This is a genomic window from Marinococcus sp. LNHM5E3-2.1 (genome assembly GCF_056034365.1).
The window spans coordinates 506427-522981 of sequence record NZ_JBQLIB010000001.1 but is presented as its reverse complement, the minus strand read 5'-3'; the positions used below and the strand labels follow the sequence as shown (position 1 = coordinate 522981).

Here is a 16555-nt window from a genome sequence, read left to right as displayed (position 1 = left end):
ATTATATATTATTCCGAAATATAGTGAAACTATTTTAGGGGTTACTAATATCTACTGTAGACTAAATAATAAATGATTTGTACTTTCATAAGAAAGGAAAAGAAACGATAAGATAATATTTATTTTATTTTCACTTAGGAGGGTACTGATGAGCGATAACTTAACTACTGAACAACGAAAAAAGAATATGAAAGCTATAAAGTCAGTTTCAAAGTTAGAAGAAATCGTTTCAAAGAGTCTATGGAACAAAGGAATACGTTTTAGGAGAAATGTTAAAAATTTATATGGCAGTCCGGATATAGCAATCAAAAAATATAAAATTGTTATTTTTATCGATTCTTGTTTTTGGCATGTCTGTCCTATACACGGGAATTTCCCTAAAAACAATGAAGAATTTTGGCGGAAAAAATTAGAGCGCAATAAAGAACGTGATCAAGAAGTTAACGATTATTACATTGAAAACAACTGGACCTTAATTAGGGTCTGGGAGCATGAAGTTAAAGAAGACCTGGAAAAGGTTACGACACATTTAGCAGATAAAATACTTCAAGAAAAGCACCGTTATTCAAAAATGAAGAGAAAATAATTAAAGAACTGTTCTAATAGAATAGTTCTTTTAATACTTTGGGTTGATAACCTAAGTTATACGTTCTATTGTGAAGTTTAGTATTATTCAAATTACAATTTGAATAATACTAAACTAACTTTCATCAAATATAAAAGCTATAAAATTCTCAGTTATATTTTTTATCGCTAAATTCACTACTGCTCCGCCAACTGCTTTTGAATACTCATTAAACTTCTTTTCATCTGATTTTGTGTTCTCGTAAAGGTTTCCCAAGTCTTTTAAAAGTTTTTCCTTTTCTCTTTCAGTCAATTCTTCTTCTGTCATAATTTTTTCTAATAAGACTTTATTATTTTTTCTGAATTCTTTATGAGATTTTTTTGATGAATTTAATCCTTTATCTACCTTTTTAAAAATTTCATTGAAATTAGGTAATTTTTTTGCAACGCCTTTAACCCCTTTAGAAGATAAACTCCCTATAGTATTACTAACATTTTTAACGTAAACTTCTTCTTTATTTTCAACAATTTCATTTCTAATTCTTTCTGCTTGATTTATATATATCTCCGAGGTTTTCTTATCCATGCAACTCACTCCTTAAAAAATCAAAAATTATTTAATCGCTTAGAAAATTCTTCATAACAATAATTTAATATTAATTTGTCTTCTTGTTCCAACTCTTTCATATGACATATTTTATTTCTTACGTTTACTAACTTGTATAGTTTTTTCTTGAGTTCTTCACTATAAGTTATCTTGTCTAACAAAGGTATTTGTTCATGAAAATACAATTCATTTACAGATTTTTCATTTCCACTAACTGCTTCTTTTATAGAACTTTCAATAAAGTATAATTTTTCATAATACTTAGACATCTTTTTTGCTTTTTTATTCAAACTGGTATTTTGCATTTAATTCACTTCTTTTTAAATTAATTAATGTAAAAACCACCCGCCCCTGCTTCCACAGGAACGGGCGGTCTCGGGAGCTTCCTTTGGGAGAAGCTCTTTTTTATTCTTCACTCTCGCTTTCGGTCTGCAGGGAGACGGTCCGCTGCGGGACGAAGGTGCTGATGGCGTGCTTGTAGACGAGCTGCTGCTTGCCGTCGCTGTCGAGGACGACGGTGAAGTTGTCAAAGGCTTTGATGAGGCCGCGCAGCTGAAAGCCGTTCGTCAGAAAGACGGTCACCTGAATTTTTTCCTTGCGTACCACGTTCAAAAACTGATCCTGAATGTTCACTGATTGTTTCATGCTTGAATCTCCTTCCACAGCCGGGGCTTAGTTGAATGATTTATGTATTAGCGATGCTCGCGCTCGAACTGCCGCAGAATCGAAGCAAATGCTTCGTCGGCAAACGGCCGGGAGCGATCGGTAATATCATACCAGTGGGCGTCCTCTTTGTTGCGGAACCAGGTGAGCTGGCGCTTGGCGTATCTTCTGGAATTGCGCTTCATGCGCTCGGCGACCCAGTCGGTGTCCGCGTCCCCGCGGAAATACGGGAACCATTCCTTGTAGCCGATCGCCTGGGCGGCCTGGACTTCCTCGCCGAAGCGTTCGTACAGCCAACGCGCCTCGTGCTCGAGGCCGTCGGCCATCATGCGGTCGATCCGGCGCTCGATCCGCTCATACAAATACGGACGGTTCATTGTTAATCCTATCATGAATGAAGCGTAGGGCGAATGCTTTTTTTGCATTTTTTTGGATAAAGTTGGTCCTTCTTCCGCCGTTTCAAGAATTTCGAGTGCCCGCACGACTTTTCGCACGTTGTTCGGGTGAATCACGGCCGCCCGCTCCGGGTCCCGGCGTTCGAGATTGGCGTGCAGGGCGGCGCTTCCGTACTGGCGGGCGTACAGCTCCCACTTCTCGCGCACACCCTCCTGCTTTTTCGCATCATAAAATGAATAGTCGTGCAAAAGCGCCCGGATGTACATGCCGGTGCCGCCGACGATAATCGGAAGCTTGCCCTCCCCGTGCAGCCGCTCGATGATTGGCTCGGCCTGGGCTTTAAAGTCCGCCGCGGAATATGGCGTATCCGGCGACAGCATGTCCACGAGATGGTGCGGCGCCTGGTTGCGTTCTTCTATTGTCGGCTTGGCGGTGCCGATGGTCAGGCCTTCATACACCTGCATCGAGTCGCCGCTGATGATTTCGCCGTTGTATTTATGGGCCAGTTCGATGCCGAGCCCCGTTTTGCCGACCGCGGTCGGGCCGACAACGGCGAGTACCGGTTGCTTCACGTGTATGCCTCCTTCCATCCGTACCGGACTGCGGCGCTCCGCCGCCCGGCCGGGGTTAACTGATACTGCTTAAATTGCGGGCTATCCGCATGATCTTTCACGACAATTCGGCGCCGTGCGACCCGAAGCGCTTCCTCGATCCAGGCGTCCGTCAGCGGGTCCGCGGCCGCCACCGGGCGGAGCCGGTCGATCGCCGGGCTTGTGGCCACCGCCTCGGCAAACATTGGATCTAGATAGACGACATCCACCGAGCTTTCCGGCATGAGCCGGAGCAGTCGGAGGCTGTCGCCCTGGACCACCGTAATCCGCTTCATCGCGTCCGTAAACCAGCCGGGATAGTCTCCCTCAAGCTGGAGTCCTTTGCGGACGAGCGACGCCACGACTGGCTGCTTTTCGATGCCGAGCACGGTGCCGGTATTTCCCGCACCGAGGGCGAGCATGATGCTGTCAGCGCCGAACCCGAGCGTCGCGTCGAACACCGTGTCGCCTTCGCTCACGTCTGCCGCCTCCAGCAGCGGGTCGCCCCCACCACGGTGGACGTGCAGACCGCGCAGCCAAGCCATCGATGGGTGAAACGAGAGCGGCTCGGCGGCTTCCACGGCCGGGTAGTAGGTGTCACCGCTGGCTGCCACAATATAAATATCTTCGTTTGTCTCCCGCTGCCAGCGCTGGATCGAGCGCTTGCCGCGCGCTGCGTATGTCTCTCCCCATGCCCGCGCCTTTGCCTCTGCTTCTTCGCGGACCGCCGGTTCCGGCTTTTTGGCGGTGGTGATAATCACGGCGCTCTCTCCTTCTGTACAGCTACATGATGCGCTTGAACATTTTTTCCATATCGTAGTCGGAAAAGTGAATGATGATCGGGCGGCCGTGCGGGCACGTGTACGGACTCTCGCACGTGCGCAGCCGGTCGACGAGCGCCTGGATTTCGTCCTTCGTCAGGTAGCGGTTCGCCTTGATCGCCGCCTTGCACGACATCAGAATGGCCGCTTCCTCACGCAGCTCATGCACGCTGATGCGCTTGTTGTTTTTCACTTCTTCGATGCATTCGCGGATGACGCCTTCTTCGTCGCCGGCCGGAAACCAGGTCGGGTGCGCGTGCACCCGGAACGTCTGGCCGCCAAACGGCTCGAGGAAAATGCCGATATTTTCAAAGTCGCGCTGGCGTTCGTTGATGAGGATTTCTTCCTCTTTGGTCACCTCAAGCAGAATCGGCACGAGCAGCTGCTGCACGTCCTTGTCCACGTCGCCGATTTTCACCCGGAAGTATTCGTAAAAAATACGCTCCTGCGCAGCGTGCTGGTCGATCATGTACAGCGCGTCTTCGTTTTCCGCGAGAATGTACGTGCCGTGAAACTGGCCGATCGGGCGCAGTTCGGGCAGCTCAGGGCCCGGGCTTTCCGGCGCCGGGGCTTCGGGTTCCGGCTGCGGTGCGTCCTGCTCTTCGGGCCACGTGTCTGCGTGTTCAAACACCGTTTCCGGCTCCTCGGCCGGGGCAGCGTCACTGAACGACGCCTCGTGGGCAGAGGCATGGTCCCCGGGTGCGGGCGCCGGCTCGTCCGGGACGGATGGTTCTTCCCTCCGCGGCGCTGGGGACGGGGCCGGCGCGGGTTCGGTAAAGGACAGGTTCATCTGTTCGGTCGTCGGTGCTGATTTGGCCCGCTTCTGGTCGCCGGCCGGAATGAGGCGCTCCTGCTGGAGACGCTCCCGCACTGCCTGTTCGACCAGCTGCAGCAGCTCCTCCTCCTTGCTCACGCGCACGTCGAGCTTGGACGGGTGCACGTTCACGTCAATCAGCCCGGGATTCATTTCAATATGCAGTGCCGCGATCGGGTGCTTGCCGATCGGAAGCAGCGTATGGTAGCCCGACTCGATCGCTTTTGTGAGCGGGTAATGCCGGATGTAGCGGTGGTTCACAAACGTGGACATGTACTGGCGCGAGGCACGGTACGTTTCGGGCTTCGCGATCCAGCCGCTCACCCGGTAGTCGTCCGTCGCCGCTTCGATGTACAGCATGTCGCGCGCCGTCTGGCGGCCGTAAATGGCCGCAAGCACCGGCTGCAGGCTGCCGCTTCCGTTCGTGAGAAGCAGCTGCTTGTCGTGGTGGTACAGCCGGAAGCTGACCTCCGGGTGCGCGAGCGCCTGCCGGTTCATCACGTCGGCAACGTTTGCCACCTCGGTGTTCATCGTCCGCACGTATTTAAGCCGGGCCGGGGTGTTAAAAAACAGGTCGCGCACCTCCACCTGCGTACCGCGCCGGCTTTTGGACGAGGTGCAGGCAATGCGCCTGCCGCCCTGGTAGCGGATGAGCACTCCCGCTTCGCGGCCGTCCCCGGTTTCCATCGTCACGTTCGAGACCGCGGCAATGCTCGGGAGCGCTTCGCCCCGAAAGCCGAGCGTCTCAATCTGAAACAGATCCTTTTCCCGGGCGAGCTTGCTCGTCGCGTGGCGCTCAAAGGCAAGCTCCGCGTCCTCCTGATCCATGCCGCGGCCGTTATCGGTCACCCGGAGAAGCGAAAGCCCGCCCTCCTCGACGTCCACCTGGATGGTTGTGGCCCCGGCGTCAATCGCGTTTTCCACGAGTTCCTTCACGACCGAGGCGGGGCGTTCGACGACTTCCCCCGCCGCGATTTTGTTGGCGAGGCCGTCCGGAAGTTTTTTTACATACGTCACCGCTTATTCCTCCTCCTCGTTCGCGTACTGTTGGAGCTGGTACAGCTTTTCGATCGCTTCGATCGGACTCATGCGGAGCACGTCGGTCCGCTTCAGCTCGCTCATGATTTCTTTCGCACGGGCGCTGCCGTCATCAAGGGAAAAGAGCGCCAGCTGCTCGGGCTCGTCCGGTTCCTTGATTGTCTCTGCAGAGGTTGGTGCAGCTTCGTCCGGCGCTGCGTACGCGGCGGTTTTCTGCTCTTCAAAGCTTTTTAGAATCGTCTCGGAGCGTTCGATCACCTGCGGCGGCAGGCCGGCGAGCTTGGCCACGTAAATGCCGTAGCTGCGGTCGGCCTTGCCCGGCTCCACCCGGTGCAGGAAAATGATTTCACCGTCCTCCTCCACTGCCCGCACGTGCACATTCCGGAGCGCCGGCAGGTGGTCCTCCATCACGGTCAGCTCGTGGTAGTGCGTGGAAAAGAGTGTCTTTGCCCCGACCTGCTCGTGAATGTATTCCATGATCGCCTGCGCGAGCGCCATCCCGTCGTACGTGGAGGTGCCGCGCCCGATTTCGTCGAGCAGAATCAGGCTGTCAGCCGAGGCGTTCAGCAATGCCTGTTGGGTTTCCTTCATTTCCACCATGAACGTGCTCTGGCCGCTCGTTAAGTCGTCGGCTGCCCCAATGCGGGTGAAAATCCGGTCAAACACGGGCAGCTCCGCCTCCTCGGCCGGTACGAAGCAGCCGATCTGCGCCATGATCGCAATCAGCGCCACCTGGCGCATCACGGTGCTTTTGCCGGCCATGTTCGGACCCGTGATCAACAGCATGCCGTGCTCGTCCATATGGGTGTCGTTTGCCACAAATTCGCCGGCGGTGAGCATCGTCTCCACGACCGGATGGCGGCCGCCGCGGACAGCAAGCGTCTTGTCCTTGCTGAAGGCCGGCCGGACGTAGCCGAGCCGCTCGCTCACGTGGGCGAAGTTCTGCAGCACATCCATTTCGCTCAGCAGGTCGGCAAGCTCCTGGAGCGGACGCACGTAGCCCGCGACGTGTTCGCGCAGGTCGAGAAACAGCTCATACTCGAGCTGGACGGCGCGGTCCGCGGAGCCGAGGATCAGGTCTTCCTTTTCCTTCAGCTCCGGCGTGATGTAGCGCTCGGCGTTCGTGAGCGTCTGCTTGCGCTCATAGCGCCCGTCCGGAATCAGATGGGTGTTGGCCCTCGTGATTTCAATATAGTAGCCGAACACCCGGTTGTAGCCAACCTTGAGCGACTTGATGCCCGTTTCGGCACGTTCCTTCTGCTCAAGCTCCGCGATCCACTGCTTGCCGTTCTGGCCCGCCTCTCGGTACTGGTCGAGCTCCTCATGAAAGCCGGAGCGGAACATACCGCCCTCCTGGACGCCAAACGGCGGATCGTCGACGAGGCTCCGGTCGAGCAGCTCCTCAAGTTCCTGAAAGGCGGACACGTCCACCAGGCGTTCGTTAATGGCCGGATTATTCATGCCACCGAGCAGGTCGGCAATCGCCGGCACCGCCTGCAGCGTCCGACGCAGCTGCACGAGTTCGCGGGCGTTAATGTTGCCGTACACGGCCTTGCCGGCAAGCCGTTCAATGTCATACACGTCGCGCAGATGCTCGCGCAGGTCCTCACGGGCAAAGAAATTGTCCGCAAACGAAGCCACCATCCCGTACCGTTCTTCGATCGCCGGGCGGGAGAGAAGCGGCTCCTCGATCCAGCGCCGCAGCTTGCGGCAGCCCATCGCGGTGACGGTACGATCGAGCACGCCGAGAAGCGACCCGTCCTTCGTTTTGCCCATCATCGTCTCCGTCAGCTCCAGGTTTCGCCGCGAATGCATATCCAGCTGCATCGTCCGGTTCGGCTCGTACACCGTAAACGGCTGCAGGTGGCCGAGCGACCGCTGCTGGGTGCGCTCCACGTAGCCGAGCAGAAGCGCTGCGCCGTTTTGGAGCGTGCCGCTGTCCAGCTCACCGGTGAGTGCTTCCCATTCGGGCTTCAGCTCCGGCACCGCCCCGGTCGAGATCATCCCGCGGTACATGTCGGCCATGACACCCTCCTGCTCCTCCGGCACGATGATTTCCTTTGGGTGCGCGGTCGTCATTTCGCGCTGCCATTCGCCGACGTCATCGGAGAGAAGCGCCGCCGCCGTTTCCCCGGTCGTGAGATCCGCCTTCACAAACGCCGTTTCCGTTCCGTTCGGCACTATCGCGACAAGAAAGTTGTTTTCCGTTTCGTCAAGGGCGCGCCCTTCCATGATCGTCCCCGGGGTGATCATGCGCACTACCTCGCGCTTTACGACGCCTTTCGCTTTAGCCGGGTCCTCCACCTGCTCGCAGATCGCAATTTTGTACCCTTTTTCGATCAGCGTGGCAATATACCCTTCGGCGGAGTGATACGGCACCCCGCACATCGGGATGTCATTTTCGTTCTTCTGGCCGCGTTTGGTGAGCGTGATCTCGAGCTCACGGGCGGCAAGCTCCGCATCATCAAAGAACATTTCGTAAAAGTCGCCGAGCCGGTAAAACAAAAAGGCGTCCGGATAGGCCGCTTTTATGTCCTTATACTGCTTCATCATCGGTGTATCTGTCTCTGGCATCAAAAAGCCTCCGTTATGTTTGTTTCACTGCCTGTTTATTGTACATCGTTCCGTTCGCTTCTCCAACGGGAAGCATTCTCCGATTTGTCCCTCATATTATATCACTGTTTAAGAAGAAACTAAATTATGGTATGTGAAATTTATAAAAGTCCGACAAGCAGAAAACCGCCTCCCGTGAAACGGAAAGCGGTTCTTTTTATGACCTGTTGTCGTCGTCTTCGTTCTCCCAGATCGAGGCAGTGATCTGGTCGCTGATCAGCTGCAGAATGTAGTTAACCTCGGTCTGGCTCTGGCGGAACTGCCCGACGATCGGAATGTTTTCAATCTCTTCGTGCAGATCGTTAATCTGCGCTTCCACCTGACGCTTCGCTTCCGTTTTTTCGTAGTGCTGGAAGTTGACCGCCTGCTTCTGCTTATCCTTGATCTCCTGGATCAGGTTCTGGATCCGCACGTTGTCGTTAATCTGCGTCTCGGCGCGGATGAAAAAGTCCACTTCCTCGGTTTCCTTCAGCCGTTCGGCGAGCCGTCCGGCTTCCTGCATCACTTCTTCTTTCGTGTAGGCCATCTGCTTACACCTCCGCGAATTCCACAACATGGCCGTCGAGCGACCACGTTTTGGCTTCGTCAATTTGGACGTAAATGACTTCGCCGATAACGTCCTTCGGCGCCCGGAAGTTCACGAGCTTGTTCGTGCGCGTCCGTCCGGAGAGCACGTCAGCGTTTTTACGGCTTTCGCCTTCGACTAGCACCTCAAGCACTCTGCCCTCGAGCTCTTTGTTGCGGCGGTTCGAAATGTCGCCCATGAGCGCGTTCAGGCGGGCGAGCCGCTCTTTTTTCACATTTATCGGCACGTTGTCCTCCATCTTCGCTGCCGGCGTATGCTCGCGCGGGGAGTAGATGTAGGTGAACGCGCTGTCGTAGTCCATCTCGCGCATGAGAGACATCGTGTCTTCAAACTGCTCCTCCGTTTCGTTCGGGAAGCCGACGATGATGTCGGTCGTAAACGACGCGTGCGGAATCGCCGTTTTGATTTTGCGGGCTAGCTCGACGTATTCCTCGCGGGTGTATTTGCGTCCCATCAGCTTGAGCATGTCGCTGTTGCCGGACTGCACCGGCAGGTGGATATGCTCGACGAGGTTGCCGCCCTGCGCAAGCACCTCGATCAGGTAGTCGTCAAAGTCACGCGGGTGGCTCGTCGTAAACCGGATGCGCGGAATGTCGATTTTATGCAGCTCGTTCATGAGCTCGCCGAGCCCGTAGTCGAGCCCGAGGTCCTTGCCGTAGGCGTTCACGTTCTGCCCGAGCAGCGTAATTTCCTTGTAGCCCTGGCGCGCGATGTCGCGCACCTCGGCGATAATATCCTCCGGCAGGCGGCTCCGCTCCTTGCCGCGCGTATACGGCACGATGCAGTACGTGCAGAATTTGTCGCAGCCGTACATGATGTTGACCCATGCCTGCGTGCCGCCGGCGCGTTTTTTCGGCATGTTTTCAATGACATCGCCTTCCTTGGACCAGACCTCGATCACCATCTCCTTGCCCTGGATGGCGTCGCGGAGAAGCTCCGGCAGGCGGTGAATGTTGTGCGTGCCGAAAATCATGTCGATGTGCTGGTGCTTCTGCATGATGCGGTTCACGACGTTTTCCTCCTGCGACATACAGCCGCACACGCCGAGCATGAGCTCCGGCTTCTCGCGCTTGAGCGCCTTTAAGTGGCCGATTTCGCCGAACACTTTGTTTTCCGCGTTTTCGCGGATCGCGCACGTATTCAGAAAGATGAGGTCCGCCTCCTCGGTGTCCTTCGTTTCGGCAAAGCCCATCTCCTCGAGAATGCCAGCCATGTTTTCGGTATCATGGTAATTCATCTGGCAGCCGTACGTGCGGATCAGGTACTTTTTGCCGTAGCCGATGCCCCGCATATCCTCGGGTATGTCAAAATCATAGTGCACCGACGCGTCCTGCTTCGTCCGCTTGCGTCCTGCTTTATGGTCGGGCTGGTCGTTGATCACGATCGACCGGCCGCCAATTTTCATGTATTGTTTGCCGTCCTCGTTGCTTTCCACTTCGGCTTTGGAAAAATCAAAGTATTTTTCGTATGCCGGATCGACCGCCGGAGTCGTTTGTTCAGACGTATCCGTTTGCTTTTTATCAGTCACGGTGGTCTCTCCCTTCTCTATAGGTACGGGCGGACGCGCCGCCCGTGATTTTTGTCGTCGCTTCATATTATAAGCCGAAAACCATTAAAACTCAAATCACCGTTCAACGCGGAGCGGACGATAGCGGTTAATGGCCGACGCGATTTCAAACCGCCGCGGACGCGCCATGTCCCCGGGATGCTGGTTTTTAAACGGCGAGAGCGCGTCGAGTGACTGCCTGTCGATCGTCTGCTCGATGTAGTCGAGCACCTCCGGAAGCGGCGCCGGCTGTTCGAACTGCCGGCTCGCGTGGCGGATGGCTTCGGCAATCGCATTTGTCTGGCTGCCGGTAATCAGCTGCTCGACCGCGCTCAGGTCGATCGTTTCCGCTCCGTACATGACCGTATCGCGGCCCTTGCCGCTCACCTTTTCCTTTTTGCCCTTACGCGCGTCAAAGCGGTTCACCGCAATACGGCGTCCGGTCAGGGCCCCGAATGCCTCACCGGCTTCCTTCGCCCGGTTGGTCGGGTGCTCGCCGGCAATCCGGCGCGCTTCTTCAGTCACATCATACGGCACGTACTCCTCAAGCATGATAACATAATCCGCCACGTCAAAATAATCTCCCGCTCCACCGACGACGAGAATCGTGGAAATGCCTTCATCGTCATAAAGCGCGCGCACTTTATCAATAAACGGCGTGATCGGCTCCTTGCGTTTGGCAACAAGCGCCTGCATGCGGGCATCACGGATCATAAAGTTGGTCGCACTCGTATCTTCATCGATTAGAAGCGTTCCGGCTCCTGCCTCGAGGCCCTCCATAATATTCGCCGCCTGCGACGTGCTGCCGCTCGCATTTTCGGTCGTGAAAAACGAGGTGTCCTTGTCGGCCGGCAGGTTTGCGATAAACGGGCTGATGTTCACCCCGGTCACCGAGCGGCCGTCCTCGGCACGCACCTTCACGGCGCTCGGATCGGCGATCACAAACTCGCGGCCGTCGCCGGCGCGGTGGTTGTACACCCCGCGCTCAATCGATTCAAGCAGCGTGCTTTTGCCGTGGTAGCCGCCGCCGACAATGATCGTCACACCCTTTGGCACCGCCATGCCGGTAATCGGCCCGCCGTGCGGCAGCTCAATCGTCACTTCGCGCTCCTTCGGCGACTGAAACGAGATTACCTCCTTGCCGCTCATCGGGCGGTTGCTGACGCCGCTTGCGCGTGGGAGCACCGAGCCGTTGGCCACAAACGCGATGCAGTCGTTGTCCTCCAGATATCGGCGCACTGCCTGCTGCTGGTCGGCGAGCTCAAGCTGGGCGGTCAGCTTCTGCCTGGAGTACTGCTGCACGGCGCGTTGGACCGCCTCCGGCAGCTGTTTTGTGAGCCGCTCAATCGCTTCCTGCCCCTGGATCGTACGGCCTCTCGCCGGCAGGTGGATCGACAGCCGGATTTCGAGGTGTTCCTTCGACAGCTTCACGGCTGTGCGGTCGATCATTTCCTGGCCGGGACCATCGATAATAATGCCCGGCTTGCCCTTCTGCTTGCTCAGCTCCTGCTGCATGGCAAGGGCGAAAAAGTCGACGGCCGCCACCCGGCGCGCGTCGCTTTCCTCGACCTCCGGGCCGAGCTCGAGCGCTTTTCGTGAAAGCGTCACCCGGGCACGGGAGGGACTGGCGAATGGGTCGGCCTGCACGTGGTCCATATGCAGCCTGAAATCCGAAAACTCGTGGGTCCCTTTAATATCGTTATAGGCTTTGTAGCCCTTGCGGTCGATGCGTTTTAGCGTCTGAATCAGTTGTTTCATTGGTATTCTCCTCTCATGGTCTGCCGGCATACAAAAAGACGCCGCAGGGACGTCTCCAAGTACCACCGGCCGGTGATATGTATAGAATTGCCGGCAGCGCCTGGGCGCCGCCGGATGCGTCGAAAAACGTCTATCTGGGCTCAATAATTAATTTTATCGCCGTTCGTTCTTCGCCGTCAATTTCAATATCGGTAAAGGCGGGAATGCAGACCAGATCGATGCCGCTCGGCGCCACAAACCCCCTGGCAATGGCTATCGCCTTGATGGACTGGTTGATCGCGCCGGCCCCGATCGCCTGGATTTCTGCGGCTCCTTTTTCACGAATAACTCCGGCTAAGGCACCTGCGACAGAATTTGGAGTGGATTTAGCGGATACTTTTAATACTTCCATTTCTAGTACCTCCCTGCGTAGGATCAATGGTAACGCCATTGTATTAGGCATAATTCATGAAAGAAGGGCCAGATTCCTGCTTTTTTCTAAATATTCTTTTTTATTCGAAAAATGGGTGGGATTCGTCAATGCGGATGCGTTCAATCGTCGTCGCTTTTCCGGTTTTCGGATCCGCTTTCACAGCGACTCCATTTAACTGTTCCCGCCCTTCGGCCACTTCAAACTTGGTAGGCAGATTCGTCTGAAACTTTCGTATGATCGCTTCGCGCTCCATGCCGAGAATGCCGTCGCTCGGCCCGGTCATGCCGGCGTCGCATAAAAAGGCGGTCCCGCCGTCGAGAATCCGGTCGTCGGCTGTCTGCACATGGGTATGGGTGCCGACAACAGCGCTCACCCGGCCGCTTAAAAACCAGCCCATCGCCTGCTTCTCGCTCGTCGTTTCCGCGTGAAAGTCTACGAAAATAAAGTTGGTGCGCGCGGACGCCTCCGTTACAAGCTCGTCGGCCTTCCGAAACGGGTCGTCGTTCGGATTGCCCATAAACGTCCGCCCAATCAGGTTAATGACTGCCACCTCCTGGTCGTTGATACGCAGGTATTTAATGCCTTCGCCAGGCACTCCCGCCGGGTAGTTGGCCGGACGGATCATCATTTTGGCATCGTCAATGAACTCGAAAATATCCCGGTTGTCCCACGTATGATTGCCCATCGTGATAACCTGTGCGCCTGCTTCGAGCAGCTGCTTGTAAATTTTTTCGGTAATGCCTTTGCCGTGCGCCGCGTTTTCGCCGTTCATGATTGTAACGGTCGGCTGGTACCTGCGCTTTAAGCGCGGCAGGTACTCCTCCACCATTTTCCGTCCCGGAGCGCCGACGATGTCGCCGATAAATAAAAATTTCATATAAATGTCTTCCTTTCTTCGTGCATCTAAGCATAAAAAAATAAAGCGGTGAGTGCCACCGCTTTATTTTGCATAATCTACTGCCCGGGTTTCCCGTATCACCGTTACGCGGATATGTCCCGGATAATCCAATTCACTCTCAATCCGTTTCGTGATGTCGCGTGCCAGCTGCGGTGCCAGCTGGTCGTCCACCACGTCCGGCTTCACCATGATCCGCACCTCGCGTCCGGCCTGGATGGCGAAGGTTTTCTCGACTCCTTTAAAGGATTCCGAAATCTCTTCGAGCCGTTCCAGACGGCGGATGTACGTTTCAAGCGTCTCCCTGCGTGCTCCCGGCCGGGCCGCGGACAGCGCGTCTGCAGCCGCGACGAGGGAAGCAATCACGGAGGTCGCTTCGGTATCCCCGTGGTGGGAAGCGATACTGTTGACGACGACCTCGTGCTCTTTGTATTTCTTAGCGAGCTCGACGCCGATTTCCACGTGGCTTCCTTCGACTTCATGGTCGATGGCCTTCCCGAGGTCGTGAAGCAGTCCGGCGCGGCGGGCCAGCTGTTCGTCTTCCCCGAGTTCGGCAGCCATCAGCGCGGTCAAATGCGCCACTTCCATCGAGTGCTTCAGCACATTCTGGCCGTAGCTTGTCCGGAAGTGAAGGCGTCCGAGAATCTTCATAAGATCCGGATGCAGCCCGTGGATGCCCATTTCAAACGTTGCTTCTTCGCCGTATTCGCGGATGAACTCATCCACTTCCCGGCGTGCTTTTTCGACCATCTCTTCGATACGTGCCGGATGAATGCGGCCGTCCTGCACGAGGCGTTCAAGCGCAATGCGCGCCACCTCGCGGCGGATCGGATCAAAGCCGGAGAGAATGACAGCTTCCGGGGTATCATCGATAATAAGATCAATACCGGTTAACGTTTCAAGCGCCCGGATGTTGCGTCCTTCGCGGCCGATGATCCGCCCTTTCATTTCATCGTTTGGCAGGTTCACCACAGACACCGTCGTTTCGGCGACATGGTCGGCAGCGCAGCGCTGCAGGGCGAGGGATAAAATATTCTTCGCTTTTTTGTTGGCTTCTTGTTTGGCCTCTTCTGTCCGTTCTTTGATCAGAAGCGCCGTTTCGTGTTCCATCTCCTGTTCGGTCTCGCGGCGGATCAGCTCTCTGGCATCCTCCCGCGACATTCCGGAAACACGTTCAAGTTCCTGCTGTTGTTTGGCGAGAATCTCCTCCACTTTGCTGTTATTTTCCTCAACCTGTTGTTGTTTTTCATAGAGAGATTCCTCTCTACGCTCCAAGGATTCTTCCTTTTTGTCCAACGTCTCACTTTTTCGGTCAAGGGTCTCTTCTTTCTGCATCAAGCGGTTTTCTTGTTTTTGAACTTCATTTCTTCGTTCATTCAGAGTGCTCTCTGCTTCTGCCCGAATTTGATGTGCTTCGTCTTTAGCTTCCAACCGCGATTCTTTTAAGATTGTCTCTGCCTGCCGCTCAGCTTCTTTCACAATCTGGCCGGCTTCGTGCTCGGCGCTTTTGAATTTCGCTTCGGCAATCGCTTTTCGGACAAAATATCCAATCAAACCAACTATCAATGCACCGATAACAAGCAAAATGGAGATGATTGCAGTGTTCATACATGTCACCTCCTCTTGCTATCTGATTGTTCACTTTCGGTTGTTGCGAAAGTTGCATTGATGATTCTTTTTCGTGTCCGCATTGTTCTGCTTGCGAATTAATACGCTCATCGAAGTGCGGAACAAAACAAACGTTCCACTTCTTTATTGTATCTTTACCGCATGGCGCTGTCAAGAAAGCTCACTGGCAGGAATCCCTGTTTTTATAGGGATTGACACCGTTTTCTCCCCGCCTGTACTCCTGCTTTCTCTGCCCGCCCGGCAGGAGTTCCGTGCGCTGCTGCTTCCCCCGGACCTTTTTCCGCACGAAAAAAGGCGCCGGAATTCCGGCGCCCTGGCGTTGATTTAACGGTTCGTATCTGCTGTTTCTTCCTCTTCAGCAAGCAGTCCGGATTCCGCCGGAGCTTCCGGTTCTTCTTCCGGCTCTTCCGGTTCGGACTGGATGTCGTCGAGCTTGTAATGGTCGCGGATTTTCCGTTCGATCGCCGCGGCCGTTGCTTCATTTTCCTTCAGGAACTGCTTCGAGTTTTCCCGTCCCTGTCCGAGACGTTCGCCTTCGTAGGAGTACCATGCGCCGCTTTTAAGCACGATGTCGAGCTCAGCACCGATATCGAGAATGGAACCTTCGCGCGAAATGCCTTCGCCGTACATAATATCCACTTCCGCCTGACGGAACGGCGGTGCTACTTTGTTTTTCACCACTTTGATTCTCGTTTTGTTACCGACCATTTCGTTGCCCTGCTTGAGCGTTTCTGCCCGGCGCACTTCAAGACGCACCGAGGAGTAGAATTTCAGCGCACGGCCGCCGGGAGTTGTTTCCGGGCTGCCAAACATGACGCCGACCTTCTCACGGATCTGGTTGATAAACATAGCAATCGAGTTCGATTTGCTGATCGCCCCGGACAGCTTCCGCAGCGCCTGGGACATCAGACGTGCCTGCAGGCCGACGTGGCTGTCGCCCATTTCGCCTTCAATCTCTGCTTTCGGCACGAGCGCAGCTACAGAATCAATGACGAGAATGTCGATTGCGCCGCTTCGTACAAGCGCTTCGGCAATTTCAAGTGCCTGTTCGCCCGTGTCCGGCTGGGAAAGAATCAGATCATCAATGTTAACGCCAAGAGCCCGTGCATAGCTTGGATCCAGCGCGTGCTCCGCGTCGATAAAGGCTGCTGTGCCCCCGTCGCGCTGGGCCGCAGCAATGGCGTGCAGAGCCACTGTCGTTTTACCGGAGGATTCCGGGCCGTAAATTTCCACGACACGTCCGCGCGGATAGCCGCCGACCCCGAGGGCAATATCTACGGCCAGGGCGCCGGTGGAAATGGTGGAAATGCGGCGGTCGGTCTGATCGCCGAGCTTCATGATCGACCCTTTGCCAAACTGTTTTTCGATGCGGCTCAGTGCTTGATCCAATGCGGCTTTTCTTTCGTTCATCTTATCTCTCCTTCAAGGATATATACTATTAAACAGATACTCTCTTCCCCACGAAGAACGTATCCATACATGCCTGCTGTTGTTCAGGAAGCGTTCCCGCTGTTTTCCTGCTTTCTACATTATATCTTTTTTTGTCCGGTTTGCCAACAGATATGCGAACATTTATTCGTGTTTTTTCTTTTGCCCGAAACGCCCTGCCGCTGCCAGGCTGAC

15 protein-coding genes are annotated in these 16555 nt (G+C 54.9%); 1 reads left to right on the top strand and 14 read right to left on the bottom strand.

Translation table 11 applies throughout. The features are described from left to right. The first annotated feature begins 148 nt into the window (after nt 1-148). Nucleotides 149-586 carry a very short patch repair endonuclease gene (locus ACTRXH_RS02750; RefSeq protein WP_474280471.1) on the top strand — a complete coding sequence of 146 codons (438 nt, stop codon included), beginning with the start codon at nt 149-151 and terminating at the stop codon, nt 584-586. 114 nt (nt 587-700) lie between these two features. Here the strand turns inward: ACTRXH_RS02750 and ACTRXH_RS02745 are convergent, their stop codons facing one another. The 14 genes from ACTRXH_RS02745 to recA all read right to left on the bottom strand — a co-directional run bounded on the left by ACTRXH_RS02745 (nt 701) and on the right by recA (nt 16342). Further along, on the bottom strand, nt 701-1150 hold the full coding sequence (locus ACTRXH_RS02745; RefSeq protein ID WP_474280468.1) for a hypothetical protein: 450 nt from the start codon (nt 1148-1150) through the stop codon (nt 701-703). 20 nt (nt 1151-1170) lie between these two features. Beyond that, on the bottom strand, nt 1171-1476 hold the full coding sequence (locus tag ACTRXH_RS02740; RefSeq protein ID WP_474280466.1) for a hypothetical protein: 306 nt from the start codon (nt 1474-1476) through the stop codon (nt 1171-1173). A gap of 100 nt (nt 1477-1576) precedes the next feature. Further along, on the bottom strand, nt 1577-1816 hold the full coding sequence (hfq, locus tag ACTRXH_RS02735; protein ID WP_022792841.1) for an RNA chaperone Hfq: 240 nt from the start codon (nt 1814-1816) through the stop codon (nt 1577-1579). A gap of 47 nt (nt 1817-1863) precedes the next feature. Next, the gene (gene miaA, locus ACTRXH_RS02730) at nt 1864-2820 is read right to left on the bottom strand and encodes a tRNA (adenosine(37)-N6)-dimethylallyltransferase MiaA (protein WP_474280464.1); all 957 of its coding nucleotides are present in this window, start codon (nt 2818-2820) and stop codon (nt 1864-1866) included. Continuing rightward, a complete protein-coding gene (locus tag ACTRXH_RS02725) occupies nt 2799-3581 on the bottom strand; it encodes a class I SAM-dependent methyltransferase (RefSeq protein WP_474280462.1) in 783 nt (260 codons plus the stop codon). The genes miaA and ACTRXH_RS02725 overlap by 22 nt, the downstream gene beginning before the upstream one ends. A 22-nt stretch (nt 3582-3603) precedes the next feature. Continuing rightward, a complete protein-coding gene (gene mutL, locus ACTRXH_RS02720; RefSeq protein ID WP_474280460.1) occupies nt 3604-5472 on the bottom strand; it encodes a DNA mismatch repair endonuclease MutL in 1869 nt (622 codons plus the stop codon). A gap of 3 nt (nt 5473-5475) precedes the next feature. Beyond that, the gene (gene mutS / locus ACTRXH_RS02715) at nt 5476-8067 is read right to left on the bottom strand and encodes a DNA mismatch repair protein MutS (RefSeq protein ID WP_474280458.1); all 2592 of its coding nucleotides are present in this window, start codon (nt 8065-8067) and stop codon (nt 5476-5478) included. 196 nt (nt 8068-8263) lie between these two features. Beyond that, nucleotides 8264-8632 (bottom strand): YlbF/YmcA family competence regulator, encoded by a 369-nt coding sequence (locus ACTRXH_RS02710; protein ID WP_474280456.1) that lies wholly within the window; start codon nt 8630-8632, stop codon nt 8264-8266. A 4-nt stretch (nt 8633-8636) separates the two neighbouring features. Continuing rightward, nucleotides 8637-10220, bottom strand: a complete 1584-nt coding sequence (miaB, locus tag ACTRXH_RS02705; protein WP_474280454.1) for a tRNA (N6-isopentenyl adenosine(37)-C2)-methylthiotransferase MiaB — start codon at nt 10218-10220, stop codon at nt 8637-8639. A 96-nt stretch (nt 10221-10316) separates the two neighbouring features. Continuing rightward, nucleotides 10317-11996: an ABC-ATPase domain-containing protein gene (locus ACTRXH_RS02700; protein ID WP_474280452.1), complete on the bottom strand. Its 1680-nt coding sequence runs from the start codon at nt 11994-11996 to the stop codon at nt 10317-10319. A gap of 130 nt (nt 11997-12126) precedes the next feature. Next, nucleotides 12127-12387 (bottom strand): stage V sporulation protein S, encoded by a 261-nt coding sequence (locus ACTRXH_RS02695; RefSeq protein ID WP_022792833.1) that lies wholly within the window; start codon nt 12385-12387, stop codon nt 12127-12129. A 100-nt stretch (nt 12388-12487) separates the two neighbouring features. Further along, nucleotides 12488-13285: a TIGR00282 family metallophosphoesterase gene (locus ACTRXH_RS02690; RefSeq protein WP_474277430.1), complete on the bottom strand. Its 798-nt coding sequence runs from the start codon at nt 13283-13285 to the stop codon at nt 12488-12490. Between the two features lie 63 nt (nt 13286-13348). Further along, the gene (gene rny / locus ACTRXH_RS02685; RefSeq protein WP_474280451.1) at nt 13349-14911 is read right to left on the bottom strand and encodes a ribonuclease Y; all 1563 of its coding nucleotides are present in this window, start codon (nt 14909-14911) and stop codon (nt 13349-13351) included. Nucleotides 14912-15256: 345 nt separating this feature from the next. Beyond that, nucleotides 15257-16342 (bottom strand): recombinase RecA, encoded by a 1086-nt coding sequence (recA, locus tag ACTRXH_RS02680; RefSeq protein WP_298784446.1) that lies wholly within the window; start codon nt 16340-16342, stop codon nt 15257-15259. Nucleotides 16343-16555: the final 213 nt, after the last annotated feature.

What these genes read in the sequence shown, in the direction of transcription:
- ACTRXH_RS02750 (WP_474280471.1), top strand. Translation starts at nt 149, where the DNA reads ATGAGCGATAACTTAACTACTGAACAACGAAAAAAGAATATGAAAGCT.
- ACTRXH_RS02745 (WP_474280468.1), bottom strand. Translation starts at nt 1,150, where the DNA reads ATGGATAAGAAAACCTCGGAGATATATATAAATCAAGCAGAAAGAATT.
- ACTRXH_RS02740 (WP_474280466.1), bottom strand. Translation starts at nt 1,476, where the DNA reads ATGCAAAATACCAGTTTGAATAAAAAAGCAAAAAAGATGTCTAAGTAT.
- hfq (WP_022792841.1), bottom strand. Translation starts at nt 1,816, where the DNA reads ATGAAACAATCAGTGAACATTCAGGATCAGTTTTTGAACGTGGTACGC.
- miaA (WP_474280464.1), bottom strand. Translation starts at nt 2,820, where the DNA reads ATGGAAGGAGGCATACACGTGAAGCAACCGGTACTCGCCGTTGTCGGC.
- mutS (WP_474280458.1), bottom strand. Translation starts at nt 8,067, where the DNA reads ATGCCAGAGACAGATACACCGATGATGAAGCAGTATAAGGACATAAAA.
- ACTRXH_RS02710 (WP_474280456.1), bottom strand. Translation starts at nt 8,632, where the DNA reads ATGGCCTACACGAAAGAAGAAGTGATGCAGGAAGCCGGACGGCTCGCC.
- ACTRXH_RS02700 (WP_474280452.1), bottom strand. Translation starts at nt 11,996, where the DNA reads ATGAAACAACTGATTCAGACGCTAAAACGCATCGACCGCAAGGGCTAC.
- ACTRXH_RS02695 (WP_022792833.1), bottom strand. Translation starts at nt 12,387, where the DNA reads ATGGAAGTATTAAAAGTATCCGCTAAATCCACTCCAAATTCTGTCGCA.
- ACTRXH_RS02690 (WP_474277430.1), bottom strand. Translation starts at nt 13,285, where the DNA reads ATGAAATTTTTATTTATCGGCGACATCGTCGGCGCTCCGGGACGGAAA.
- rny (WP_474280451.1), bottom strand. Translation starts at nt 14,911, where the DNA reads ATGAACACTGCAATCATCTCCATTTTGCTTGTTATCGGTGCATTGATA.
- recA (WP_298784446.1), bottom strand. Translation starts at nt 16,342, where the DNA reads ATGAACGAAAGAAAAGCCGCATTGGATCAAGCACTGAGCCGCATCGAA.